This is a genomic window from Pseudoalteromonas sp. BZK2, from assembly GCF_014349195.1.
Taxonomy (GTDB): Bacteria; Pseudomonadota; Gammaproteobacteria; order Enterobacterales; family Alteromonadaceae; genus Pseudoalteromonas; species Pseudoalteromonas simplex.
Genome location: NZ_JACSOG010000015.1, coordinates 1 through 23,713, shown reverse-complemented (window position 1 = coordinate 23,713; position 23,713 = coordinate 1). Strand labels below are relative to the sequence as shown.

General features: G+C 39.9%; 23 protein-coding genes. 17 read left to right on the top strand and 6 right to left on the bottom strand.

What is annotated here, in order from left to right:
- Window positions 1-83: 83 nt before the first annotated feature.
- From nadC to yacG, 8 genes are all read left to right on the top strand, one after another.
- The gene (nadC, locus tag BIZ38_RS11000) at window positions 84-932 is read left to right on the top strand and encodes a carboxylating nicotinate-nucleotide diphosphorylase (RefSeq protein WP_187490272.1); all 849 of its coding nucleotides are present in this window, start codon (window positions 84-86) and stop codon (window positions 930-932) included.
- Between the two features lie 491 nt (window positions 933-1,423).
- The gene (locus tag BIZ38_RS10995) at window positions 1,424-1,852 is read left to right on the top strand and encodes a pilin (protein WP_187490271.1); all 429 of its coding nucleotides are present in this window, start codon (window positions 1,424-1,426) and stop codon (window positions 1,850-1,852) included.
- Between the two features lie 50 nt (window positions 1,853-1,902).
- Complete coding sequence (locus tag BIZ38_RS10990; protein ID WP_187490270.1) at window positions 1,903-3,843, top strand: sulfatase-like hydrolase/transferase; 1,941 nt, start codon at window positions 1,903-1,905, stop codon at window positions 3,841-3,843.
- A complete protein-coding gene (locus tag BIZ38_RS10985; RefSeq protein WP_187490269.1) occupies window positions 3,827-5,056 on the top strand; it encodes a type II secretion system F family protein in 1,230 nt (409 codons plus the stop codon). Before BIZ38_RS10990 ends, BIZ38_RS10985 begins: the two co-directional genes overlap by 17 nt.
- A 123-nt stretch (window positions 5,057-5,179) precedes the next feature.
- Entirely contained in the window at window positions 5,180-6,076 is an 897-nt protein-coding gene (locus tag BIZ38_RS10980) for a prepilin peptidase (RefSeq protein WP_187490268.1), read from the top strand.
- 2 nt (window positions 6,077-6,078) lie between these two features.
- On the top strand, window positions 6,079-6,675 hold the full coding sequence (gene coaE, locus BIZ38_RS10975; protein WP_187490267.1) for a dephospho-CoA kinase: 597 nt from the start codon (window positions 6,079-6,081) through the stop codon (window positions 6,673-6,675).
- A gap of 198 nt (window positions 6,676-6,873) precedes the next feature.
- Entirely contained in the window at window positions 6,874-8,550 is a 1,677-nt protein-coding gene (pilB, locus tag BIZ38_RS10970; RefSeq protein WP_138602174.1) for a type IV-A pilus assembly ATPase PilB, read from the top strand.
- Window positions 8,551-8,623: 73 nt separating this feature from the next.
- On the top strand, window positions 8,624-8,857 hold the full coding sequence (gene yacG, locus BIZ38_RS10965; RefSeq protein ID WP_054550981.1) for a DNA gyrase inhibitor YacG: 234 nt from the start codon (window positions 8,624-8,626) through the stop codon (window positions 8,855-8,857).
- Window positions 8,858-8,917: 60 nt separating this feature from the next.
- Here yacG and BIZ38_RS10960 read toward each other — a convergent pair whose 3' ends face one another.
- Window positions 8,918-9,445 (bottom strand): Spy/CpxP family protein refolding chaperone, encoded by a 528-nt coding sequence (locus BIZ38_RS10960; protein ID WP_166340462.1) that lies wholly within the window; start codon window positions 9,443-9,445, stop codon window positions 8,918-8,920.
- A gap of 171 nt (window positions 9,446-9,616) precedes the next feature.
- Here BIZ38_RS10960 and BIZ38_RS10955 point away from each other — a divergent pair, with 171 nt between their 5' ends.
- Genes BIZ38_RS10955 through BIZ38_RS10945 form a run of 3 tightly spaced genes read left to right on the top strand, consistent with a single transcriptional unit; the run spans window position 9,617 to window position 12,635 of the window.
- Entirely contained in the window at window positions 9,617-10,306 is a 690-nt protein-coding gene (locus BIZ38_RS10955) for a response regulator (protein WP_054550979.1), read from the top strand.
- A 1-nt stretch (window position 10,307) separates the two neighbouring features.
- Window positions 10,308-11,693 carry an ATP-binding protein gene (locus BIZ38_RS10950; RefSeq protein WP_187490266.1) on the top strand — a complete coding sequence of 462 codons (1,386 nt, stop codon included), beginning with the start codon at window positions 10,308-10,310 and terminating at the stop codon, window positions 11,691-11,693.
- The gene (locus tag BIZ38_RS10945) at window positions 11,694-12,635 is read left to right on the top strand and encodes an alpha/beta fold hydrolase (protein WP_054550978.1); all 942 of its coding nucleotides are present in this window, start codon (window positions 11,694-11,696) and stop codon (window positions 12,633-12,635) included.
- Here the strand turns inward: BIZ38_RS10945 and BIZ38_RS10940 are convergent.
- Window positions 12,614-13,522: a cation diffusion facilitator family transporter gene (locus BIZ38_RS10940; protein ID WP_187490265.1), complete on the bottom strand. Its 909-nt coding sequence runs from the start codon at window positions 13,520-13,522 to the stop codon at window positions 12,614-12,616. The genes BIZ38_RS10945 and BIZ38_RS10940 overlap by 22 nt on opposite strands.
- A 101-nt stretch (window positions 13,523-13,623) precedes the next feature.
- On the opposite strand from BIZ38_RS10940, the gene trmL reads away from it, so the two are divergent.
- Both trmL and BIZ38_RS10930 read left to right on the top strand, forming a co-directional pair.
- A complete protein-coding gene (gene trmL, locus BIZ38_RS10935; RefSeq protein WP_054550977.1) occupies window positions 13,624-14,088 on the top strand; it encodes a tRNA (uridine(34)/cytosine(34)/5-carboxymethylaminomethyluridine(34)-2'-O)-methyltransferase TrmL in 465 nt (154 codons plus the stop codon).
- A 102-nt stretch (window positions 14,089-14,190) separates the two neighbouring features.
- Complete coding sequence (locus BIZ38_RS10930; RefSeq protein WP_054550976.1) at window positions 14,191-16,077, top strand: putative bifunctional diguanylate cyclase/phosphodiesterase; 1,887 nt, start codon at window positions 14,191-14,193, stop codon at window positions 16,075-16,077.
- A 74-nt stretch (window positions 16,078-16,151) separates the two neighbouring features.
- On the opposite strand, the gene gpsA is transcribed toward BIZ38_RS10930, so the two are convergent.
- From gpsA to BIZ38_RS10910, 4 genes are read right to left on the bottom strand one after another with little or no spacing between them, the layout of a single operon-like run.
- Window positions 16,152-17,159, bottom strand: coding sequence for an NAD(P)H-dependent glycerol-3-phosphate dehydrogenase (gpsA, locus tag BIZ38_RS10925; protein ID WP_187490264.1), 1,008 nt, complete (start codon window positions 17,157-17,159; stop codon window positions 16,152-16,154).
- 3 nt (window positions 17,160-17,162) lie between these two features.
- Window positions 17,163-17,648 (bottom strand): protein-export chaperone SecB, encoded by a 486-nt coding sequence (gene secB / locus BIZ38_RS10920; RefSeq protein ID WP_054550974.1) that lies wholly within the window; start codon window positions 17,646-17,648, stop codon window positions 17,163-17,165.
- A 41-nt stretch (window positions 17,649-17,689) separates the two neighbouring features.
- Window positions 17,690-17,947, bottom strand: a complete 258-nt coding sequence (gene grxC, locus BIZ38_RS10915) for a glutaredoxin 3 (protein WP_054550973.1) — start codon at window positions 17,945-17,947, stop codon at window positions 17,690-17,692.
- A 30-nt stretch (window positions 17,948-17,977) separates the two neighbouring features.
- A complete protein-coding gene (locus BIZ38_RS10910) occupies window positions 17,978-18,409 on the bottom strand; it encodes a rhodanese-like domain-containing protein (RefSeq protein ID WP_054551326.1) in 432 nt (143 codons plus the stop codon).
- Between the two features lie 192 nt (window positions 18,410-18,601).
- Here BIZ38_RS10910 and gpmM point away from each other — a divergent pair, with 192 nt between their 5' ends.
- Genes gpmM through BIZ38_RS10890 form a run of 4 tightly spaced genes read left to right on the top strand, consistent with a single transcriptional unit; the run spans window position 18,602 to window position 23,387 of the window.
- The gene (gpmM, locus tag BIZ38_RS10905; RefSeq protein ID WP_054550972.1) at window positions 18,602-20,146 is read left to right on the top strand and encodes a 2,3-bisphosphoglycerate-independent phosphoglycerate mutase; all 1,545 of its coding nucleotides are present in this window, start codon (window positions 18,602-18,604) and stop codon (window positions 20,144-20,146) included.
- Window positions 20,147-20,149: 3 nt separating this feature from the next.
- The gene (locus tag BIZ38_RS10900; protein ID WP_054550971.1) at window positions 20,150-21,289 is read left to right on the top strand and encodes a murein hydrolase activator EnvC family protein; all 1,140 of its coding nucleotides are present in this window, start codon (window positions 20,150-20,152) and stop codon (window positions 21,287-21,289) included.
- A gap of 35 nt (window positions 21,290-21,324) precedes the next feature.
- Window positions 21,325-22,593 carry a S41 family peptidase gene (locus tag BIZ38_RS10895; RefSeq protein WP_138619038.1) on the top strand — a complete coding sequence of 423 codons (1,269 nt, stop codon included), beginning with the start codon at window positions 21,325-21,327 and terminating at the stop codon, window positions 22,591-22,593.
- A 35-nt stretch (window positions 22,594-22,628) separates the two neighbouring features.
- Entirely contained in the window at window positions 22,629-23,387 is a 759-nt protein-coding gene (locus tag BIZ38_RS10890; protein ID WP_187490263.1) for a divergent polysaccharide deacetylase family protein, read from the top strand.
- Window positions 23,388-23,713 lie beyond the last annotated feature (326 nt).

Below are 23,713 nucleotides of genomic sequence, written 5' to 3'. Positions count from 1 at the left end.
ACTGTAGCCAATCTTTGTCTTCTATTGAGGGGTTAAACATAGTAAAATTTCGCCAATTTATTAATAAACAATGAGCTTTCGACATGTCAGTCCCACACACATTAATTAGCCAACTGGTAAAACTTGCCCTTGATGAAGATTTAAATTACCAAAGCGCAAATGACGGTGATATTACCGCGCAACTAATTCCAGAAAACGAGCTAGCCAATGCCAAGGTAATTACCCGTGAAGACTGCGTATTTTGTGGTAAAGACATTATTTTAGAAGTTTTTAACCAAGTCGATCCTACAGTAAACGTTGAAGTACTTGTAAATGACGGCGACAAAGTAGCTGCAAATAGCACACTTTTTACAGCATCAGGCTCAGCTCGCGCAATTTTAACTGCAGAGCGCACAGCCCTTAACTTTGTACAAACACTCTCAGGTACAGCAACAACAACTGCTCATTACGTAAAAGAGCTTGAGGGCACGACTACGCAGTTACTCGACACACGTAAAACAATTCCAGGTTTACGTGCGCTACAAAAATACGCTGTAAAATGTGGCGGCGGCGCGAATCATCGTATCGGTTTGTTTGATGCGTTTTTAATTAAAGAAAACCACATCGCTGCCTGTGGCGGTATTGATAAAGCAGTAGCTCAAGCAAAAATCAATCACCCTACAAAACCAGTTGAGGTTGAGGTGGAGTCACTTGATGAGCTTGAGCAAGCAATCACAGCAGGTGCTGATATCATCATGCTTGATAACTTTACAGTCGAACAAATTCAACAAGCAGTCGTGCTGACAGACAAGCGAGCAAAGCTCGAAGTATCTGGCAACATGACACTCGAAACCTTAAAAACCTATTCGCAGGCTGGCGTTGACTTTATTTCAAGTGGCGCACTTACAAAAAATTTACAATCAATCGACCTTTCAATGCGTTTTAGTGCTTAAAAATAGCTAGCCACGTATTTAATGCTTACCTAATCCGTTGACAACGAAATAAAAAAAGCATTAAATACGTATAAAGCTTGTAATAGTAACAAAAAACAAACATTTATACGGCAAAATATCACTCTTTAGTATGTCTGCACCCTAGGCTATTACACACATTTTAGTTTCACTCTTCAAAGTATTAGCAAGGATGCCATATCAAACAGTGCAATAATTGAATTAGCTTGACCTGTCTCAAACTAAAGTAGGAAAGTTCTGAAAAAACCTCTAGCTAACAGGAAAATAGCTTTCAAAATCATTGAATAATGCTAAAGTTAATTAATGTTTTCAGAACATGGGAAGTTCTAAGAGTTTTATGTTATCGATCAAGCTTTATTTAAAGAAGTTTTAATTAAAACTGTAAGATTTATCCTGTAAATTGAGCCTTGGTTTACAACGCTGAAGTTACAGCTAAACTTACAAAATCATCATATCCTTTAGGAGAGGAACAAATGACAAAACAAAACCAACAGGGTTTCACCCTAATTGAATTAATGATTGTAGTTGCAATCATCGGTATTTTGGCTGCAGTAGCTCTGCCTGCGTATCAAGATTACACAAAACGCGCACACGTTAGTGAAGGTATGGGTTTAGCTGCTGGAGCCAAAGGTGCGGTTACTGAATACTATGTATCTCAAGGTGTAATGCCTACTTCTAATGCATTAGCAGGTTTACCTGATAGCGGAGATATGACTGGTAATGCAGTAAAAACTGTTGCTGTTGGTGCAGGTGGCGCTATTACTGTAACTTTTAACAGTAAGGTTACTGATGACGCAACTTTAGTATTAGTTCCTTCTGTAGCATCAACTGGCGGTACTATAACTTGGACATGTAACACTGGTACTGTTGACGACAAATATGTACCAGCTAACTGTCGTTAAAAAAAATATAGCTCAAGTTTAGCAAAACTATACTTGAGCTAACTACACTTATGCGAATACACTTTCTTATTTCAACAACCCTTTTCATACTATTTACACTTATTTGGATATTAAACTACCCAGATTTTGAGTTTAAAGGAACAAACTTCAAAGACAAGTTTGATAACTTTCAATTTACTTTTCCAATTATTTTATATTTTTTTAAATTTATAATTGGAATAACCCTCTCTTTATTATTTTTTAGCTTTATTGCTAATATAATATCCAGCAATGTAAAAACATTTTTTAAAAATAAATTTTCCGATATATTTTTGATTATTGTATCTTGGCTCATTATTACGAGTTTAATACTAAGCATTACTAGTCTTGTTTATCCAAATTTATTTTTCAGTCACAAAGCTTGGACTAACCAATATCTAGCTTTATTTTTATCAATTACCATAGTCACCTCCTTATCCCTCTCTTTTTTTATAAAGAAAAATAGAATAAAAACTATTCTATTGCTATCTATAATTGCATTTATTAAACCTATGGAAATAGAAAGCTTATCCAAAGAAAAAGAATATGCGCCTCCAAAATACAAAAATGTAATTATTATTGGTATTGATTCTTTAAATACAGCTTTAGTAAATAAAGAAAACACTCCATTTATTCACGAATTTGTTAATACATCTCTACATTTACCAAACACATATACACATGTGGCCAGAACATTCCCTTCTTGGGTAACCATTCTTACAGGAGATTATCCTACTTCAAACGGAGCTAGATTAAACCTAACTAATTTAGAACTTTTAAACTTAAAAGAAACTCTCCCGTACTTTCTAAAGAAAATTGGCTATAAAACATACTTTTCATTAGATGAAAGAAGATTCAGTCATATTGATAGCTCTTTCTACTTCGATAAAGTTATCGGCCCACCTGAAACCGTTGATGAATTAGTACTTTCACAACTTGTAGAAAACCCTATGCTAGCCATTACATCTCAACTTCCATTATTGAAAGATCTTATGCCTCAACTTTATAATAATAGAGGCTCATGGAAAAATTATTCTCCAACAAGTTTTAGCAATGAATTGGAAGATAAAATTAAAAATGAAGGTATTCCAGTTTTTATATCTTCACATTTCACTCTTCCCCACTGGCCTTATAAAACAAAATATAACACCAGTGACAGTAAAGACACTTATGGAAAATATATTGATTCAATTAAGCTTGCTGATAAGCAAGTTCATAGATATATGGAGCATTTAAATAAAGAAGGTTTATTAAATGACTCTATAGTTTTTATAATTACAGATCACGGTGAAAGTTTTGGTAGAAATGTTGACCAACCAAGGAATGGGAACGATTCTATGAATATTCCAGGCCATGGAAACTCTATTGTATCAAGATCACAATTCAATGTTTTATTATCTTTAAAAGTTTTTAGAGAAGGTAATGAATTAAAAAGAACTGTTAAGAATAAAAGTTTTAACTTTGCCCTAACAGACATAACTCCAACTGTATTTGATATACTTGAACTGCCAGAACCTAAACAGTTTGATGGGCAAAGTATTTTCAAAGTAAAATCTCAAAGGAGCATTCCTTTAGAAAGCTCTCTAAAACCAAGCTTTAATAGTAATGGCTCTATAAACTTAAAAGATACGATTAGAAAAGGCATTAGCTTATATAATATTGATAAGCAAGGCAGAGCTGTTATAAAAGACACTATTTATGAAGATCTTGTTAACATTAAACAAAGAGGTGTAATATTTGATAAATGGCAACTATCAATATACCCTGAATTAAATAACTCTCTATTTATTACTGATTTAGAAGAAGAAAAGCTTTACAAATATAGTGACTTTCAAAATAAAGTACTAGCAAAAGCTTTATTAAAAGAACTATGCACTTTGTTTTCCAAAGATCAATTTAAAGATAAATCAAAATATTGTAAAAATGTACCTTACCTATTAGTTAATGGAAATGTAGATGGCAAAGCAATCTGAACAAGCTGACTTAGATACCTTTCAGTGGGTAGGTGTTAACTCTCGAGGTAAAAAACTTGAAGGTGAACTTTCAGGGCAAAGTATTGCCTTAGTCAAAGCGCAACTTAGAAAACAAGGTATCACTCCTTCTAAAGTAAAACGCAAAGCAAAACCTTTATTTGGCATTAAATCTGTACAAAAAATTACACCAAAAGATATCGCTTTAATTACACGACAGATTGCCACTATGCTGATGGCTGGTGTTCCCCTTATACAAACTATTGAGATGATAGGGAGCGGTACAAAAAATAAAAGTATTACTAAATTAATGGAAGGCATAGGTGATGAAGTCAAAGCCGGTGTGCCACTTTCTCAAGCGCTCCGTAAACACCCTCGTTATTTTGATGATTTATATTGCGACCTTGTAGCATCAGGTGAACAGTCGGGTGCTCTTGATAAAATTTTTGACCGTGTTGCGCTTTATAAAGAAAAGGCCGAAGCATTAAAATCGAAAATTAAAAAGGCCATGTTTTATCCTATTGCGGTTTTGGTGGTCGCAGTCATTGTAACTTCTATTCTACTTATATTTGTAGTGCCACAATTCCAAGATATCTTTAATGGCTTTGGTGCTGAGTTGCCGGGCTTTACTTTAATGGTGATTGGTATTTCCGAGTTCATGCAGGAATATTGGTGGATAATTCTAATTGCAATTATCGCCGCAGGTTTTGCTTATAAAGAAGCTTTATTAAAAAGTAAAAAACTCAGAGATGCTAACGATAGAGCCATATTAAAACTCCCCGTTATTGGTATGATTTTGAATAAAGCGGCGGTTGCGCGTTACGCTCGTACTTTATCAACTACGTTTGCTGCTGGTGTACCTCTGGTTGATGCACTTGACTCTGCTGCGGGTGCTTCTGGTAATGCGGTTTATCGCTATGCAATTTTAGAAATTAAAGCAGAAGTGAGCTCAGGTAATTTAATGAACTGGGCAATGCGTAACTCTAAAATATTCCCCGATATGGTGATCCAAATGGTAGCCATTGGTGAAGAGTCTGGCTCACTTGATGGCATGCTTGCTAAAGTCGCAACTATTTATGAGCAAGAGGTTGATGATGCCGTTGACGGTTTATCAAGCTTACTTGAGCCACTCATTATGGCTGTATTAGGTGTGCTGGTTGGTGGTTTAATTGTTGCTATGTACTTGCCTATATTCCAGTTAGGGTCGGTGATTTAACACATGGCTGTAAGCAAAACTCAAAACGCTAGTTGATAACTTGCTATATAAAATAAATAATAAAAACAGTTCAACACAGCGAAATAAATTCGGCCTCTAAATGGTCAGATGTTAGGTATTTTAATGGAAAACTTTTTTCTTGATATAACCACTGCGATGCAAAGTCAGCAGTGGTTTTATTTTTTAACTGTAGGCTTAGTAAGCCTATGTATTGGTAGCTTTTTAAATGTGGTGATTTATCGTTTACCACTGATGATGAAAAGAGAATGGCAAACGGAATGCCGTATTGTATTGGCCGATGAAGTCAGCTCAAAACAGCAAACAGAACAAGCTCCCTTTAATTTAGTAAAACCTAATTCAACCTGCCCAAAATGCAAGGCTCCGATTAAAGCTTGGCAAAATATCCCTGTGCTAAGTTGGCTATTATTAAAAGGTCGCTGCGCAAATTGTCAATCACCAATATCTGTACGCTACCCTATTGTGGAAATGCTCACAGCAGTTTTAAGCATAATTGTCGCTGTAATTTTTGGCCCAACTAAGCTTGCTCTGCTTTATATATTTATTACCTGGGTTTTAGTCGCTTTAACCTTTATCGATATAGATCACATGTTACTACCCGACCAACTAACCCTTCCTTTAGTATGGTTGGCACTGATTGCAGCCACTATGGATATTACCATTGCTCCAAGCGACGCTATTATTGGCGCAGCAATTGGCTACTTAAGCTTGTGGAGTGTCTACTGGCTATTCAAGTTAGCCACAGGTAAAGAGGGTATGGGATATGGCGACTTTAAACTATTAGCTGTGTTTGGTGCGCTATTAGGTTGGCAAGATATTTTAACCATAGTGCTGTTATCAAGTGTGGTCGGTGCCATCATCGGTATTGCGCAAATCATTATTCAAGGTAAAGATAAAACCACGCCAATTCCATTTGGGCCCTACCTTGCCATTGCCGGTTGGCTAACCTTGCTTTGGGGTGAGCAAATTCAAGCTTACTACTTTAATTATTTGGGCTACTGATTATGGCAAGCTGGATTTTAGGATTAACGGGTGGAATCGGATCAGGGAAAAGTGCAATAAGCGCCATGTTTGAAGAGCTTGGCATTCAAGTGGTTGATGCTGATATCGTGGCTAGAGAGGTCGTTGAGCCAGGTTCAACGGGACTTGAAAAAATTACTGAACACTTTTGTGATGAGATACTCACTACTGATGGCAGCCTTGATCGTGCAAAACTAAGAGCAATTATCTTTGCTGATGAATCACAAAAGCAATGGCTAAATAATTTATTGCATCCGCTTATTAGAGAGTCAATGCTCGCTCAATTACAGCAAGCCACCAGCCAATATGTAATATTAGTTGCGCCTCTACTTTTTGAAAATGGCCTAGATCAATTCTGTGATCATACTCTATTGATAGATGTTCCTGTTGAAGTGCAAATAACGAGAACCACAGCTCGAGACAATATCTCTGTTGAATTAGCTAAGCAAATCATCGCTTCACAAATGCCCAGAGCAGATAAGCAACAAAAAGCGACAGATACATTAGATAATAACCGCCTTCTTTCTGAGGTAAAAATTGATGTACAAAAGTTGCATGAGAAATACCTGACTTTAATTTAACGATATTATTGATTTAAATACTTATTTTTGTAAAAAAGCAGCCACAGAAAAACAATACCAAAGTACCAATTAACTAGCTAAACATTTGAGTTTATGGTTAATTTATTTTGCAATTTTTCCAAAATCAGACAAGACTGATGTAACCGTTTTACTTTTTCTGTTAGATTGTGGCAAATAAAGGATCAAACTAGGTGCGCAATGAATATTAACTCACCGCTACTTCGAAAATTTATCACTCTAGGTCGCATTGATGCAGAGACCGTAAAATCAAAGCAGCGCGAATACAGCTCGACTGCGGAGCTAATTTCTAAAACATGTGGTATGGCTGGCCATGAGCTAGCAGAGCAATGCACAGATCTTTTCAGAGTCCCTTATTTTGACATCAAAGATTTTGATGTATCACACATTTCTGAAGAACTTGTTAAAGACAAACTCATTCGTGAACACCACATTCTGCCTTTAGTAAAAAAAGGCCGTAAACTCTACATTGCCGCCTCGGATCCAACCGATTACGGAGCCTTTGAAAACTTTGAATTTAGTACTGGTCTTTCATGTGAAGTAGTTGTTGTTGATTACGTTCAGCTCGAAAATAAAATAGAACAATTACTTGATGCTGCAGGCGGTTTACACTTAAGTGAAGATGAGTTTAAAGAACTTGGCGATCTTGAAACCGAAGCTCCTAAAGACTTAACCAGCAAAGATGAAGACAAAGACGATGCGCCTATTATTGTCTACATCAATAAAATTTTGATGGATGCGATAAAAAAAGGTGCATCGGATCTACACTTTGAACCTTATGAACACCGTTACCGTGTACGTTTTCGTATCGATGGTATTTTGCATGAAATGGCAAGTCCACCCAATAGCTTAGCGAGCCGTTTGTCGGCGCGTATTAAGGTTATGTCTCGACTTGATATTGCAGAAAAGCGTAAACCTCAAGATGGTCGTATTAAGCTTAAAATCACTGAACGTAAAAGTATCGACTTCCGTGTAAGTACGCTACCTACCCTTTGGGGCGAGAAAATCGTAATGCGTATTCTCGACTCATCAAGTGCTATGCTAGGTATCGATGTACTTGGTTATGAACCAGAGCAGAAAAAACTCTACATGGATGCACTTGAACAGCCGCAGGGCATGATCTTAGTAACCGGTCCAACGGGCTCGGGTAAAACCGTATCACTTTATACTGGTTTGAATATTCTTAACCAGCCAGAGCGTAATATCAGTACTGCTGAGGATCCAGTAGAGATCAACCTTGAAGGGATTAACCAAGTACAAATTAATCCAAAGGCAGACATGACCTTTGCCAATGCATTAAAGGCTTTCTTACGACAAGATCCCGATGTCGTCATGGTTGGTGAGATCCGTGACCTTGAAACCGCTGAAATTGCAATAAAAGCGGCACAAACAGGTCACTTGGTATTATCGACTCTGCATACCAACTCAGCACCAGAAACCCTTACTCGTCTTTTAAATATGGGTGTACCTGCTTATAACGTCGCAAGTTCAATCAGTCTTATTATTGCGCAGCGTCTAGCAAGACGACTTTGCCCTAAGTGTAAAACACCAGAAAAACTGCCTGATGAAGAATTGATTCGCCAAGGTTTTGATAAAGACAAGCTCAATGAGGTTCAGTTATTCGCACCAAAAGGCTGCGACAGCTGTACTGAAGGGTATAAAGGTCGAGTTGGTATTTACGAGGTAATGCAAATTACCCCTGAAATAGCGCAAATTATTATGCGTGGTGGTAACTCACTCGAAATCGCTGAAGTATCTCTTCGCTCAGGCTTTAATGATCTACGTTTATCAGGCCTAAAAAAAGCCGCCGATGGTGTTACCTCTCTGGCTGAAATAAACCGAGTAACGAGTTTCTAAACAAATTCGTTACTGGATTCTCAACTAACTGTTCAGTAAGATCTGACGAAAGAGCTTAATTAAGAGTGATATCATGCCAACAGTTGTAGACTGCCCAACATGCAAAGCCAAAGTAGAATGGTCAGAACAAAGCCCACATCGTCCATTTTGTTCAAAACGCTGCCAGCTAATAGATTTAGGTGAGTGGTCGTTTGAGAACAATAAAATTTCTAGCCCAATTAGCAATGCTAATGATTTGAGCCAAGATATGATTGAAGATATCGAAGCGATGCTAGCTAAAAACGATGATTCATTCTTTAAAGAATAAAGCGTCAAATATAAAAAATGCGGCATTTGCCGCATTTTTTATATTAATAGTAATTTGGTATTAACCTTCAGAACGCTCACCTTTGCGCTCTCCGCGTGGACCATGGTGACCCTTTTTGTGACCTTTTTTACGCAGGTGCTTTTTAATCTCTTGATAGCTTTCGCGCTGCTCTGCATTTAAAACCTGCCAAATGGCATGATCAGATTTCATTTTTAGCATTGCAAACTGCTGGCCTTTTTCTTGACGCGCATTAATTAGTTCTAATGCGGCATTTTCATCAAATGTTTTAGCTGCTAATAATGCATCCATTTTCTCTTTGTGTGCAGTACGAGCGGCTTTCATTGCATCTTTATCACCACGCAGTGCTGCAAATTGTGTTTTCTGCTCGGCAAAAATCGCTTTAAGTTGCGTTTGCTGATCTTCTGTAAGTTGTAATTTATCAATACCACGCTCAGAAAGTAAAAAACGTGCTTGTGGATTCATCCCACGGTTAAAGTCACCTTTCGCCATTGCTGAAGTAGCACCGACACTCGCTGCTGCTAAACCACAAACAAGTACGAATTTAGAAAGCTTATTTGAAATAGTCATAATCATTACCTTTTGTTGGGTTGTGCTCTGTTGTCGTTTCCGACTGATGGGTTAACTATAACTAGTTCAATGCAAAGGAACGCAAACCAGTGTAAAGGTTGTGTAAAGATTCACTTTTACACAATTTACTGAGTAAAATAACCTTAAAGAAATAAATAGCTAGGTGTCAGAATGAAACTATTAATGATCGACGACGATACAGGATTGTGCGAATTACTCAGCGAGTACTTATCAGCACAAGGTTTTACAGTAGAGTGTGTTCATGATGGCGCTGAAGGCCTAAAACAAGCTATAAAGCATAACTATGAGCTAATATTGCTTGATGTGATGCTGCCATCTATGGATGGCTTTGAAGTGTTAAAGCAGTTAAGACAACATAAGCTTACTCCAGTGATCATGCTAACCGCTAAAGGTGAAGACTTTGATCGTATCTTTGGTTTAGAGCTAGGCGCAGATGATTATATTCCTAAACCATTTAACCACAGAGAACTGCTAGCCCGCGTTAAAGCAATTACCCGTCGCATCGAGCATATCAACAGCTTATCGAGCCAACAGGCCAGCTCATTGAGTGTTAACAGCATCAATGTTAATTTCGCAACTCGTGAGGCTTCTGTTAAAGACAATGTACTAAGCCTCACCGGCACTGAGTATGAGATCCTTGCCATGCTAGTACAACATGCAGGTGAGGTGATCAGCAAAGAACAAATAAGTGAGCAAGTCCTTGGTAGACGCCTTGCCCCTTTTGACCGTTCAATCGATATGCATGTCAGCAACATCCGTAAAAAGATTGCAGAACACGTTAGTAATGAACGAATCAAAACCATGCGTGGCAGTGGTTATGTATTAATACAAGGCGAATAATATGCAAACTCCAAGCTGGCTAAAGCATCCTCGCCATTATTTGTTTTTAAAAATATTTGCCTGGTTTTGGGTTACCGTCATAGCGACTATCACAATATTGGTTTTTTTAAGCCAATTAACGAGCAATGTCGGCAACGATGAGCTGCGTGGACCCATGCTTAAGAACCTAGAGTACACTGCTAAAAGTATTGAACGTATTGTTGCTAAGCACGGCAAACCAACTCAAGAGGTTTTATCTCATCCGCGCTTATCTAAGCATAAGTTATTGTACTTAAATGGTGAGGTGCATGGTGTTGAAATGCTTAGCGAGCCTGTATCAAAAGACATTGATTTAAGCTTGCTGAACTTTACCAAATATATGCGCCCGCAAATTATTTTTACCGATGAATACCAAGCTTATGGACCGGTAGCTTTAAATGTACCCGAAGGTAAATTTTATCTTTATGAAATCGATGAAAAACGCAAGAAACCGTTTTTTGTCAGCCTATGGCTAATGCCAGTTTGGCTTAAACTACTGATAGCGTTAGTTGCATCCTTGATGCTGAGTTTCTTCTTTAGCCGCAACTTAATTGCACCCATTAATAGTTTAAAAGAAACCGCAAAAAAACTAGCTCATGGCGATTTAACAGCTCGTGCCGATGTATCCCCTACTCGTCAAGATGAGTTAGGTGTACTTGGTCGTGACTTTAATACCATGGCAGTACAACTTGAGCAGCTTATTAGCGCGCAAAAAAGATTACTAGCAGATATTTCCCATGAACTACGCTCACCATTAACGCGCTTAAAAATGGCCACAGGGCTTGCACAAATGCAAGCTGATGACGCTCAACACGCTTATTTAGAGCGTATTGAAAAAGAGGCTAATCAGCTCGATAAAATGATTGCCGATGTCCTTCAAGTTTCTCGCTTAGAGGCCAAAAGCCAAACCCTAGCGTTAAGTACACAATCTTTACAAGTGATTGTTGATCATGTACTTAACGATGCTCAATTTGAAGCTAAGCAAAGTAATAAAGAACTTATTATAAATGGCTTACTAACGGCCGATTTGAAGTGTGACGAAACCTTAATTGCCAGCGCACTTGAAAATGTACTTCGCAATGCCATTAAATACGCAGAACATTCAATCTCAATAGGTTTAGTTGAATCAGATGCTATTTACATTACTGTTTGTGATGATGGTAAAGGGGTTGATGAAGCGAACCTTGCAAGGCTATGTGAACCTTTCTTTCGCCAAGAACATGCTCGCGATAGAAACACTGGGGGCACAGGCTTAGGTCTTGCAATTGCAAAGAATGCTATCTCAGCACATGATGGTACACTAACACTTGAAAACCAAGAACATGGCGGACTATGCGTAAACATCCGTCTCCCATTTAAGAGTGAGTAAATGTTTTACAGTAGCGAAGCAAGTCTTGTTAGTAACCTACCTAATATTAACCAGTTTTTTTCTGAGCAATTAAAGCAAGACTTTCTGAGCACCGCTCATGGCAAGCTTTATTACGGCTATGCTATTCCTCAGCAAGCAAAAACGGCCATCGTTATCAGTACTGGCCGCATAGAATCTCTAGTTAAGTACAAAGAGTTGCTTTGGGAGCTATATCAAAATGGTTTTGCGGTTTTTAGTGTTGATCACCAGGGGCAAGGCCGCTCTTATCGTCATTTAAAAAATACTCATAAAGGCTATGTAAACCGTTTTACTGATTACGCAAATGACTTTGCTGTATTTATAGAAAAAGTGGTGCAGCAACACTGGCAAGGAAAGCAGGTTTTGCTTGGCCACTCTATGGGCAGTGCCATTGCCTATGATTACCTGTCGCGTTATCAACATCAATTTGCAGGGGCTTTTTTATCAGCGCCGATGTTTGATATCTATACTAAAGGCACGCCAAAGCCTGTAGCAAAACTGGCTGCTAAAATTGCATCCTTACTTGGTCTTGGCCGCAGTTACGCATTTGGCCAAAGCGATTATTTACCCGTCGACTTTGCAGCTAATGAACTAACCAGTAGTGAAATTCGATATAAGCTGTTCAGAGAGCTGTATGCAGCAGAAGGTGATTTACAACTAGGTGGCGTCACCTATGGTTGGCTTAATGCGTCGTTTGATTTTATTGCCTCTTTAGTGGATAAAAAAGTCGATATTCCTTTGTTTATCGCCAGCGCAGAGCAAGATACCGTAGTCGATAACGCTGCGCAATTTGCACTTACTCATAGACAAAAGCAAGCACAAATAAAAAGCTACGCAGGTGCTCGCCACGAGTTATTGTGTGAACGCGACGAGATCAGACAAGCAGTACTCTGTGATTTTTATCAATTTTGTGCAGAACTTTGACGTGTTTTGTTAACTACTGAAAGTGGGTCTAAGTGCATTAAAATATCCATTTCGCAAGCAAAATGCGTTTGAATTAACGCTTCTACTTCATCAGCAACTTGATGTGCTCTTAATAATGATAAAGAGTCTTCCAGCTCTAAATGCATCTGAATAAACTTAATTTTACCACCTTGGCGGGTGCGAATATCATGGGCGCCAAATACGTCTTGATGACTATTCACAATGGCGAGTATCTCTGCTTTTTCTTCATCTGGCAGCTCTTTATCCATTAAATGATCAGCACTGTCACGAGCAATGTCCCAACTGTTATAAAGTAAATAAACAGCCACACCTATAGCAAATAATGGATCGGCATAAGCAACACCGTACTTCGCTAACACAATTGCCAGTAGTACAGCCAAATTTAAGATTAAATCGCCTTTATAATGAATCGAGTCTGCTTTAATGGCAATGGATTCGGTGTGGTTGATCACCTTAGTTTGCACAAACACCACCACGAGCGTACAAACAATAGCGAAAATACTGACCCAAATACCAAGATCAGAATGCTTTAAAGTTACAGGATTAAATAAGCGCTCAATGCCATGAAACGCTAAAAAACAACCAGAACCTGCTATAAAAGCGGCTTGTGCAAGCCCTGCTAATGCTTCGGCTTTACCGTGACCAAAGCGATGATCGTCATCAGCAGGACGCAGTGCATAACCAAGCACTAAAAAACTCATCAGTGATGCGGTGATATCCATTAACGAATCAGTTAAAGAACCCAACATTGATGCCGAGCCAGATGCAAGCCATGCCCAGCTTTTTGCAGCAATCATTAAACTCACCATAACAATGGTGACTAGACTCGATGTTTTAACCCAAAACTCGTAACTACGATGCTGCACAACAACTTACCTTAAGTGAGTAACTGTATTGAGTATATCATCTTTTCTTTCTAGTTCGTGTATACTCAGCAGCAGATCAAATCCTTTAAAATGAGATTCACATGCTTGATATTGTGTTGTACCAACCAGAAATTCCACCAAACACGGGTAATATCATTCGCTTATGCGCAAACACAGGTTATGCGTTACACCTAATTGAACCACTTGGTTTTGAGTGGGATGATAAACGTGTAAAGCGAGCTGGCCTTGATTATCATGAGTTTAGCCATGTACAGCGCCATGCCTCGTTTGAAGCATACCTTGAAAAGTGCCAACCAAAAAAAGTCTATGCTTGCACAACAAAGGGCAGCCAATTTCATCATCAAGCGCAATACCAGCCCGGCGATTGTTTAGTGTTTGGGCCAGAAACGCGTGGCTTACCTGATGAACTCATTCAATCATTACCGAAAGAGCAACGTGTACGCATTCCAATGCAAAAAGACAGCCGTAGCATGAACTTATCTAACTCAGTGGCTGTATTTGTTTATGAATCTTGGCGTCAATTAGGGTTTGTGAACGGTCAATAATGCACTGAAAATGTGATTTAAAATTATCCACTAATTATTTAGCACGACCTTTTTTAATATACTAATCTAAAAGGGCTGATTTAATACTTTAGATGGAAAGTAATGCGTATTTTCACCCTAGTGTGCTGTATCATTTTACTGTTACAGCACTTTGCCAGTGCTGCAACAGTTTTCACTTCCAACCCACCGATTGCTTTAACAAGTTATGTTATCACCGCAGCACTTACCTTGTTATTACTCATTGCAGTAGTGATAATTATTAGTATTGCTCTACGGCGTAAAAAACAGAGATTGGTTTTTGTTGATGCGTTACTTTCAAAATCGAAAGACGCTGTCTGGGTTACTGATGATGAGTTCAATATCATTGAGGTTAATAGAACATTTAGCGAAATCTCAGGTTTTAGCGAGGATGATGTCATCGGTAAACGATTTAAAGCACATACATCTAATGGCCGTGACCAACAATTAGAAGCAATTATAAAGCAAGAGCTTATAGATGATGGCTATTGGTCTGGTGAAATTTGGAATGTCCGTAAAAATGGCAAACCCTACGCCCTTGATTTATCCATTACTAAAATTACGACTTCACGCTTTTTCAAAAAATCTGTTCGCTATGTCGGAGTATTTTCAGATATAACAGCCCGTAAGAATAACGAGCGCACGATGCTCAAGCTTACAACCAAAGATACTGTCACTGGTTTATCAAACCGCGCCATTTTTATAGAGTCGCTCGAAAAAGCGATTAAAGCCTGTAACGACACATACCCAAGCTTGCTAATCATATTTATCGACCTAGATAACTTCAAAAAAATAAACGACTCTTTGGGCCATACTGTTGGAGATGTTTTATTAAAAGAAGTTGCTTGCCGTCTTACTGGCGCACTCAACTCAGCTTTTACCATTGCAAGACTCGGCGCAGATGAATTCGCGATTCTTGTGCCGCCCTATCTCTATTCAGGTAAAACGGTATTCTTCGCCAAAAAGACCGCAGACATCGTGCTGCAGCAATTCAAAACCCCTTTTATGTTGGATGGTTTTGAGACTTCGCTATCTGCCTGTTGCGGCCTTGCTATCTATCCAGACAACGCCTACAACTGTGAATACTTAATGCGCAGCGCAACCAGTGCTTTGAATCATGCTAAGAAAATGGGCCATAATACATATCAATTTTTTGACAAAGACCGCCACACACTCGACCCAACCGAGTTAACCAAAGAAAGCGCTTTATTTAGAGCTATCAACAACAATGAGTTTGAGCTTTATTTTCAGCCTAAGTTTGATGCCCAGCATAATCAGTTATACGGCTTTGAAGCATTAGTTCGCTGGCCACAAGAAGATGGCAGTGTGATTAACCCCGATGAGTTCATTCCGCTGGCTGAACAAAATGGTGCCATTATTCCGCTTACCCAATTACTAATGGAACAACTACTTAATCAACTGGCACAGTGGCGAAAACAAAACATTTCGTTTGGTAATGTAGCTATTAATATTTCAGCCCTACACTTTCAACAAAGTAGTCTTATAGAAACACTCGTTGATAATTTGGCTAAATTTGACGTCCCAGCACATTGCTTAGAACTCGAGATCACAGAAAGCGCCATGATGGATAACCCTGAGTTTGCAGAGCAGCAAATGAAACGTATAAAATCACTAGGTGTACATATTGCACTAGATGATTTTGGAACCGGTCATTCATCACTCAGTTACTTAAAACGCTTTCCTATTGATACGCTAAAAGTTGACAAGTCATTCGTAAAAGACATCGATAAAAACGACCAAGATCGTAATATCACCGCCACCATAGTACGACTAGCTAAATATTTAGATATTAATGTGGTCGCCGAAGGAGTAGAAACAGAAGAGCAAGCCTACATGCTACATATTATGGGCTGTCATTTTCAACAAGGTTATTATTACTGCAAGCCATTAAAAGCTGAGCAAGTTATCGAATTTATTAACGAAAAATTAAAAAAGCAACAATCAAGCTAATGATTAGAAATATACTTTAAATAAAAAACGCGATTAATAAATCGCGTTTTTTATTTAAAAGTGCACAATCTAAATTATTCAGATTTTTGCTCACGACCAAGTAGTGCCATCGCAGCTTCTTTTACATCTTTATTTTCATAAAGCACTTGGTAAATTTGCTCCGTTATTGGCATTTCGATACCAGTGCGCTCAGCAAGTAAATACACTTCTTTGGTATTTCTATAGCCTTCAACAACCTGACCAATAGATTCAATCGCAGCTTCTACGCCTTCACCCTTGCCAAGAGCAAGGCCAAAGCGACGGTTACGAGATTGGTTATCTGTACAGGTTAAGATCAAGTCACCAAGGCCGGCCATACCCATAAAGGTATCTGAACGGGCACCTAATGCACAACCTAAACGGCATAGCTCAGCTAAACCGCGAGTGATTAAAGCAGTACGTGCGTTGGCACCGAAGCCAAAACCGTCAGACATACCTGCGCCAATCGCAATGACATTTTTAACTGCACCACCAAGCTGTATTCCAATAAAGTCATCATTGTTATACACCCTAAATGAGCGCCCACAGTGTAAAAGGTCAGCTAATTGCTTAGCAAAGTCTTTAGAGGTAGACGATACCGAAATAGCGGTTGGTAAACCCATTGCCATTTCTTTGGCAAACGTAGGTCCTGAAAGCACAGCCAGAGGAACCTCATCTCCTAGCTCTTGTACCGCTACTTCTTGCAATAAACGCCCTGTATTTGGCTCTAAACCTTTGGTAGCCCATGCAACCTCAGCACCTTCTGACAACCAAGGTTTGATTTTTTGCAGCGTGCCAGCAAAAGCATGACTCGGCACAACAACCAAAATGATCTTGCTTGCTTTAACTGCCGTTTCTAAATCAGCTTCTAGTTGGAGGGTTTCAGGAAAGCTAACATCTGGAACATAACGTTGATTCTTTCGCTCAGCTGCAAGCGTAGCAACGTCATCGCTATTGCGGCCCCACAAAGTAACTGGGTGGCCATTTCTGGCAAAGCAAATAGCAAGGGCGGTGCCATATGACCCCGCCCCTAATACTGTAACAGCTGATTGTGCTGTACTCATAGCTTATGCGTCTGCAGTTGCCTGTTGATCTTGAGCTGCACGTTGTTGCATGTATTGAGCAAATAGTGCGTCGAAGTTAACTGGCGCTAAGTTTAATTGTGGGAAAGTACCACGGTTAACTAGGTTTGATACTGCTTCACGTGCGTAAGGGAAAAGTACGTTCGGGCAGAAAGCACCTAACATGTGTGCAAGTTGAACTTCTTCAACTTCACCAATTGTGAAAATACCCGCTTGTTGGATTTCACATAGGAATGCAGTTTCTTCACCGATTGAAGCCGTTACTGTTAAAGCAAGAACAACTTCAAACACACCTTCTTCTAATTTGTTAGAACGAGTATCTAAGTCAAGCTTAACTTCAGGAGTCCACTCTTTTTGGAAAATAGCAGGTGAGTTAGGCGTCTCAAATGAAACATCTTTTGTGTAGATGCGTTGGATTGAGAATTGAGCGCCGGCTTGTTCTGCTGCTGCGTTTTGATTTTCTTCGTTCATTGTAATTCCTAACTTGTATTCGTTTTTATATTTAAAATTTATTAAGCGTTAAGCTTTGCGTCTAAAAGGCCTTGCGCTTCAATTGCCATCATGTCGTCACAACCGCCGATATGTTCATCATTAATGAAAATTTGCGGAACTGTGTAACCACCATTTGCTTTGTCGATCATTTCATCACGACGCTCAGGGTGAACACCAATATCGATATTCGTGTAGTCTACACCTTTACTGTCTAATAACGCCAAAGCACGTTGGCAGAATGGGCAGTATGCTTTTGTGTAAAGAACAACATTACTCATAATAATTCCTCTATCGGGCAGTGAGCCTTATTAACGACCGGTCGTTGTTGGTAAGCTAGCTGATTGCCAAGCGCCCATACCGCCCGCTAATACATAAACACGCTCAAAACCTGCTTTATGCATTGCAGTTGCGATACCTGAGGCTGTCATGCCCGTGGTACATACTAGTATAATGGGTTTCGTCTTAAACTTTTCAAGGCTTGAAAAATCAGATTGCTTTGCTTTTTCCGGATTTAAGTGAGTTGCGCCTGCAATACGGCCAGAGTTAAACTCTTTTTGTGAGCGTATATCAATCACTTGGCCATCATCACGGTTGATTAGCAAGGTAAGTTGCTGTGGGTTGATTTGACGGATAGCCGAAAATTTACTTTTAAACCAACTGCTGATCAGCATTGCAACTAATGCCAACCAGATAATGCTCAAAACCGGATGATTCGAGATAAATTCAATATATTGATCCATGCGTTTTCCACTAAGAAATTTAGGTACCACAGCGCATAGCCATGGGTTAATTAAAATTTGCCACGCAAGTATACGTGCTTGAATTGAAAATGCTAGGGCGTGAAATATTTTAATATGACATATTGATAGCTGATCAAAACCATAAAACACGGTATGCTAGTGATATATAAGTGCCAATCTTCAGGAGCTATAATGACAGAGCATAAAAAACCATTGGTATTAATGATCTTAGACGGTTGGGGATACCGTGAAGACACAGAAAGTAACGCCATACTTGCTGCTAATACCCCAGTACTCGACAACCTTTGGGCAACCCGCCCACATACATTAATTTCAGGTTCGGGACTTGATGTTGGTTTACCTGCAGGACAAATGGGTAACTCTGAAGTAGGTCACGTAAATTTAGGTGCTGGCCGAATCGTTTACCAAGATTTCACTCGCATCACTAAAGCCATTGAAGATGGTGAGTTCGATAGTAACCCTGCACTTGTTGATAATATCGATAAAGCTGTAAATGCAGGCAAAGCCGTGCATATCATGGGCCTTTTAAGCCCAGGTGGCGTTCATAGTCACGAAGACCACATTGTTGCAACAATCGAACTAGCTGCTAAGCGCGGTGCAAAAGAAGTTTACTTCCACGGTTTCTTAGACGGTCGAGACACACCGCCACGTAGTGCAAAAGCCTCAATTGAGCGTATCGAAGCTGTATTTGCTGAACTTGGCTGTGGCCGTTTAGCCACGCTTGTTGGTCGTTATTATGCAATGGACCGTGATAACCGTTGGAATCGTGTCGAGCTTGCTTATGATGTTATGGTGAGTGGCATTGCTGAATACAGCTACACTGACGGTGTAACCGCACTAGAAGCCGCTTATGCACGTGACGAGAACGACGAGTTCGTGGCTGCAACAACGGTTGTACCTGAAGGCCAAGCAGCTGCAGAGATCAATGACGGCGACACTGTTATCTTTGCTAACTTCAGAGCAGACCGAGCACGTGAAATGACTCGTGCCTTTGTTGATGCTGACTTCAGTGGTTTTGATAAGAAAAAATCACCTAAGTTAAGCGCTTTTGTAATGATGACAGAGTACGCAGCAGACATTAAAGCGCCGATTGCGTTTGCTCCGGAGCCTTTAACAAATGTATTAGGCGAATGGTTAGAGAAACAAGGTAAAACACAGCTACGTATTTCTGAAACAGAAAAATACGCACACGTGACCTTTTTCTTTAGTGGTGGTCGTGAAGATGAATTTGTTGGTGAGACTCGCGAACTGATTCCATCACCACAAGTAGCAACCTACGATCTGCAACCAGAAATGAACTCTGAAATGCTGACCGATAAACTTGTTGAAGCAATCGCTAGCGGCAAATACGATGCCATCATCTGTAACTACCCTAACGGAGACATGGTAGGCCACTCAGGTGTATTTGAGGCTGCTGTGAAAGCGTGTGAAGCAGTTGATCATTGTATTGGTCGTGTAGTTGCAGCACTTGAAGAACATGGTGGTGAAGCGCTTATTACAGCCGATCATGGTAATGCTGAACAAATGGCTAACCCAGCAACGGGCCAAGCACATACCGCACACACCAGTGAGCCAGTGCCATTTATCTATGTTGGCCGTGATGCGACACCACATGATGGTAAAACACTGAGTGACGTGGCTCCAACCATGCTTCACCTACTCGGCTTAGAGCAGCCAAGTGAAATGACTGGTAAACCAATCATGACGCTGAAATAAGCTATGAGTAAATGTATTAACCACTTCCTTAAAACTGGTTTAATACTGACTTCATTAGTAGCAACTACGGTTGTTGCTAATGAAGATCAAACCAAAAAAGACTTATCAGACATTCAATCAGCTTTACAAAAAACAGAGGCTGAGCTTAAAGGTCAACGCAAGTCCATTGCCCAAATGCGTAAAGATCTGCGCGCCCATGAGCTCGACATCGCCAAAAATGCCAAAGCATTAAACCTTGCCGCCCAATCTGTTAAAGAAAATGAGCAACAACAACGCGAACAACAAGCTAAAGCTGAGCAACTTAAAGCCCAGCAAGCACAACGCCAAACCTTATTAGCTGCACAACTAAAAAGCGCCTATATGGCGGGTAGTCATGACTATTCAAAGATGTTGCTTAACCAACAAGACACAGCCAAAATTGAGCGTACACTAAGTTATTATAATTACTTAAATAAAGCACGTATTGAGCAAATTGAAGAACTCAAAGCACTGCAGCAAGAAATTGCAGACAACCAAGCTGAGCTTGAAAAAACCAAACAACGTCTAGTTGCCTTATATGATGAGCAAAAAAGACGCCAGCAAGCTCTAGTCAATGCACAGCAAGAGCGTAAAACTAACCTCAATAAACTCCAGTCAGCGTTAAAAGAAACGAAGAGCTCAATTGATTATTTAAAAGAAAATGAGCAAACCCTGATCACCGCCATTGAAGAGCTTGAACAAGAACGAAACGAAAAAGTTGAATTACTAGGCTTACAAAGTAGTAAGGGCAAACTCGACTGGCCAACCAAAGGAGCATTACGCCACCGCTTTGGACAACGCAAGCACGGCAACATAGATTGGAAAGGCGTACTAATCAGCGCCAAAGAAGGCAGTAATGTTAAAAGCGTACAGAACGGCCAAGTGGTTTACGCTGACTGGCTAAATGGCTTTGGCTGGGTTATCGCTATTGATCATGGCGATGGCTTTATGAGCTTATATGGTCACGCTCAAACCCTTCTTCGCGATGTTGGCGACCTTGTTAGAGAAGGCGAAACGATTGCTTTAGTCGGTCAAAGCGGCGGACAACCAGATCCTGGTCTATACTTTGAAATACGCCACAAAGGACGCGCAGTAAATCCTGTAAAATGGTGCAGACGCATTTAATTGATTAAATAGCTGCACTCTATGAGGAGCAGCTGATGCTAAACACAACTTACTCTTACAATGCTCATTTTTCCCCAGCTAAGTTTTTTACTCAGCTGTCTTTTCTATTACTTGTCAGCTTGCTATGCCTGATATTGCAATCGTTTCAGGTTGTTGCAAAACCCTCGTTACAATCACTACAGCATCAGCAACTAAACGAAATCCTATTTAATATTCATACGTATTATGTTGATGATCTGAAGCTACAAAACGCATTTGTAACTCAACCTGATAACTTACAAGTCGAAGCGTTATTCGAGCGCCTTGATCCATATTCAAAATATCTCGACGAAACTGAGCTCGATGCTATCTTCAGTAGCACTAATGGTAGATACACAGGACTCGGTATAGAAGTAAAAATTGAAGAGGGTCGAGTGTATATTGTTAACACTATTAATAACTCACCTGCGGCGCTTGCGGGTCTTCAGGTAAATGATGAAGTTATTGCGATTAATCAACAGCCTATTTTAGACAAAAGCATCGAAGAAGTGGCTAAGTTGATTCGCCAAAGCGGTGAGAACGCCGTTGATGTAGTTGTTAAAAGAGAGACAAATACTGAGCTTAATTTCTCGGTTAAGCGCCAACAGATTAACCTAGAAAGTGTGAGTGGCCATTTAGCAGATACAGGCGTTGCACTGATCAGTATCAATGCATTTAACAATCATACATTGCACGATGTTGCTCGAGAGCTTGCAAAAATGCAGGTCACCAATAGCTTCCCTCTTTCAGGTTTAATCATTGATTTACGCGATAACCCTGGCGGTACATTACAAGGGGCGATTGAAGTTGCAGATCTGTTTTTAGATAACGGCACCATCGTATCCACCAAAGGCCGCTTTAATGAAGCTAATCAGAAGTTTAAAGCCCATAAAGGCGACATACTCAGTGGCGCTCCTATTGCCGTGCTAATTAACGAAAACTCAGCCTCTGCAGCTGAAATACTCGCAGCAGCACTGAGAGACAATCAACGAGCGGTGCTAATTGGCGAAACTTCATTTGGTAAAGGCTCAGTGCAATCATTGATACCTCTAGGTAACGGTAATACCGCATTAAAACTGACTACAGCACGTTATTACACACCTTTGGGTCAATCTATCGATGGGAAGGGGATCACTCCAGATGTGAGTATTAATCAAACAATGCTTTCAGAAATTGACCAAGGCGTTATAATAAAAAATATCCAAGAATTGGCGCTTTTTAGCTCACTTCTAGATAGACAAGACAAAAAGCAACTTACAGCAAAGCAGCTCGTTATTATGCAGTAAGTAAATGCTCACAACGGATATAATAATTACAAAAAGTGAACTTAAAAAAAGGCTTATTACTCGCCGTATGTTGCCTACCGCTATTCTGCCAAGCAAAGCAAATAGCCATAGTAATTGATGATATAGGCAACCATCAGCGCGATCTTGAAATATTAAACTTACCAGGGCAAGTGACCTTCTCGATCTTGCCCCATACCCCCTATTCGCAAATATTTGCTGAACGCGCCAGTAGAACTCATAAAGAACTACTTTTACATGTTCCCATGCAAGCGCTTGATAAAACCAAAGCACTTGGTCCGGGTGCGCTCACCGATACTATGAGTAAGTCAGAGTTACAAACAACCCTTGGCCATGCATTAGCCTCTTTACCACAAGTAAAAGGGGTCAATAACCACATGGGATCTGAGCTAACACAGCTTACTGAGCCAATGAAATGGACGATGGAAGTATTAAAGAAACGTGGTTTGTACTTCTTAGACAGCCGTACAACGAGTCAAAGTGAAGCACAAAATGTTGCTAACCTGTATGGTGTCGCAAATGTATCTCGCCATGTATTTCTTGATAACAATGTCACCCAAAGTCAGCTACAACACCAACTAGAAGAGCTAAAAACCAAAGCTCAACACTTCAACTACGCAATCGCCATTGCCCACCCCTACCCAGAAACCGTTGCTTTTCTACAACAAGCCCTCCCAGAACTACAACAACAAGGCTTCGAACTTGTTCCCCTCTCACAACTAGTCGAAACAAAATACATTCAACTAGCCAAAGCAGAGCAAAAACAAGGGGAATGAGTGTTATAAACGAGAGTTGCGAGTTAGCGAGAGTAAAGTTGAAAGAGTAAAGCTTGAGATCTGGCGTAGGTTGGGTAGAGCGCAGCGAAACCCAACACATCACAGAGCTTTCAGCCGTAAGCGTTCAGCCGCGCGGTGTGGGTGTTTAGGTCAGAGCCTCCTTAAACAATAAAGCCCTGCCATAGGCACTTCAGAGTTTTCTATTAGCAAGATAAAGCTTGAAGGTCTGGCGTAGGTTGGGTAGAGCGCAGCGAAACCCAACAGCGTGGTAATTCGTCATGCAGAATGAAGAGATAAAGCTCATTAATAAAAGACGAATTAGCGCA

What these genes read in the sequence shown, in the direction of transcription:
- BIZ38_RS10955 (WP_054550979.1), top strand. Translation starts at nt 9,617, where the DNA reads ATGAAACTATTAATGATCGACGACGATACAGGATTGTGCGAATTACTC.
- BIZ38_RS10980 (WP_187490268.1), top strand. Translation starts at nt 5,180, where the DNA reads ATGGAAAACTTTTTTCTTGATATAACCACTGCGATGCAAAGTCAGCAG.
- nadC (WP_187490272.1), top strand. Translation starts at nt 84, where the DNA reads ATGTCAGTCCCACACACATTAATTAGCCAACTGGTAAAACTTGCCCTT.
- BIZ38_RS10945 (WP_054550978.1), top strand. Translation starts at nt 11,694, where the DNA reads ATGTTTTACAGTAGCGAAGCAAGTCTTGTTAGTAACCTACCTAATATT.
- coaE (WP_187490267.1), top strand. Translation starts at nt 6,079, where the DNA reads ATGGCAAGCTGGATTTTAGGATTAACGGGTGGAATCGGATCAGGGAAA.
- trmL (WP_054550977.1), top strand. Translation starts at nt 13,624, where the DNA reads ATGCTTGATATTGTGTTGTACCAACCAGAAATTCCACCAAACACGGGT.
- BIZ38_RS10990 (WP_187490270.1), top strand. Translation starts at nt 1,903, where the DNA reads ATGCGAATACACTTTCTTATTTCAACAACCCTTTTCATACTATTTACA.
- grxC (WP_054550973.1), bottom strand. Translation starts at nt 17,947, where the DNA reads ATGAGTAATGTTGTTCTTTACACAAAAGCATACTGCCCATTCTGCCAA.
- BIZ38_RS10995 (WP_187490271.1), top strand. Translation starts at nt 1,424, where the DNA reads ATGACAAAACAAAACCAACAGGGTTTCACCCTAATTGAATTAATGATT.
- BIZ38_RS10900 (WP_054550971.1), top strand. Translation starts at nt 20,150, where the DNA reads ATGAGTAAATGTATTAACCACTTCCTTAAAACTGGTTTAATACTGACT.
- secB (WP_054550974.1), bottom strand. Translation starts at nt 17,648, where the DNA reads ATGAACGAAGAAAATCAAAACGCAGCAGCAGAACAAGCCGGCGCTCAA.
- BIZ38_RS10950 (WP_187490266.1), top strand. Translation starts at nt 10,308, where the DNA reads ATGCAAACTCCAAGCTGGCTAAAGCATCCTCGCCATTATTTGTTTTTA.
- gpmM (WP_054550972.1), top strand. Translation starts at nt 18,602, where the DNA reads ATGACAGAGCATAAAAAACCATTGGTATTAATGATCTTAGACGGTTGG.
- BIZ38_RS10895 (WP_138619038.1), top strand. Translation starts at nt 21,325, where the DNA reads ATGCTAAACACAACTTACTCTTACAATGCTCATTTTTCCCCAGCTAAG.
- pilB (WP_138602174.1), top strand. Translation starts at nt 6,874, where the DNA reads ATGAATATTAACTCACCGCTACTTCGAAAATTTATCACTCTAGGTCGC.
- gpsA (WP_187490264.1), bottom strand. Translation starts at nt 17,159, where the DNA reads ATGAGTACAGCACAATCAGCTGTTACAGTATTAGGGGCGGGGTCATAT.
- BIZ38_RS10910 (WP_054551326.1), bottom strand. Translation starts at nt 18,409, where the DNA reads ATGGATCAATATATTGAATTTATCTCGAATCATCCGGTTTTGAGCATT.
- BIZ38_RS10985 (WP_187490269.1), top strand. Translation starts at nt 3,827, where the DNA reads ATGGCAAAGCAATCTGAACAAGCTGACTTAGATACCTTTCAGTGGGTA.
- BIZ38_RS10930 (WP_054550976.1), top strand. Translation starts at nt 14,191, where the DNA reads ATGCGTATTTTCACCCTAGTGTGCTGTATCATTTTACTGTTACAGCAC.
- BIZ38_RS10960 (WP_166340462.1), bottom strand. Translation starts at nt 9,445, where the DNA reads ATGACTATTTCAAATAAGCTTTCTAAATTCGTACTTGTTTGTGGTTTA.
- yacG (WP_054550981.1), top strand. Translation starts at nt 8,624, where the DNA reads ATGCCAACAGTTGTAGACTGCCCAACATGCAAAGCCAAAGTAGAATGG.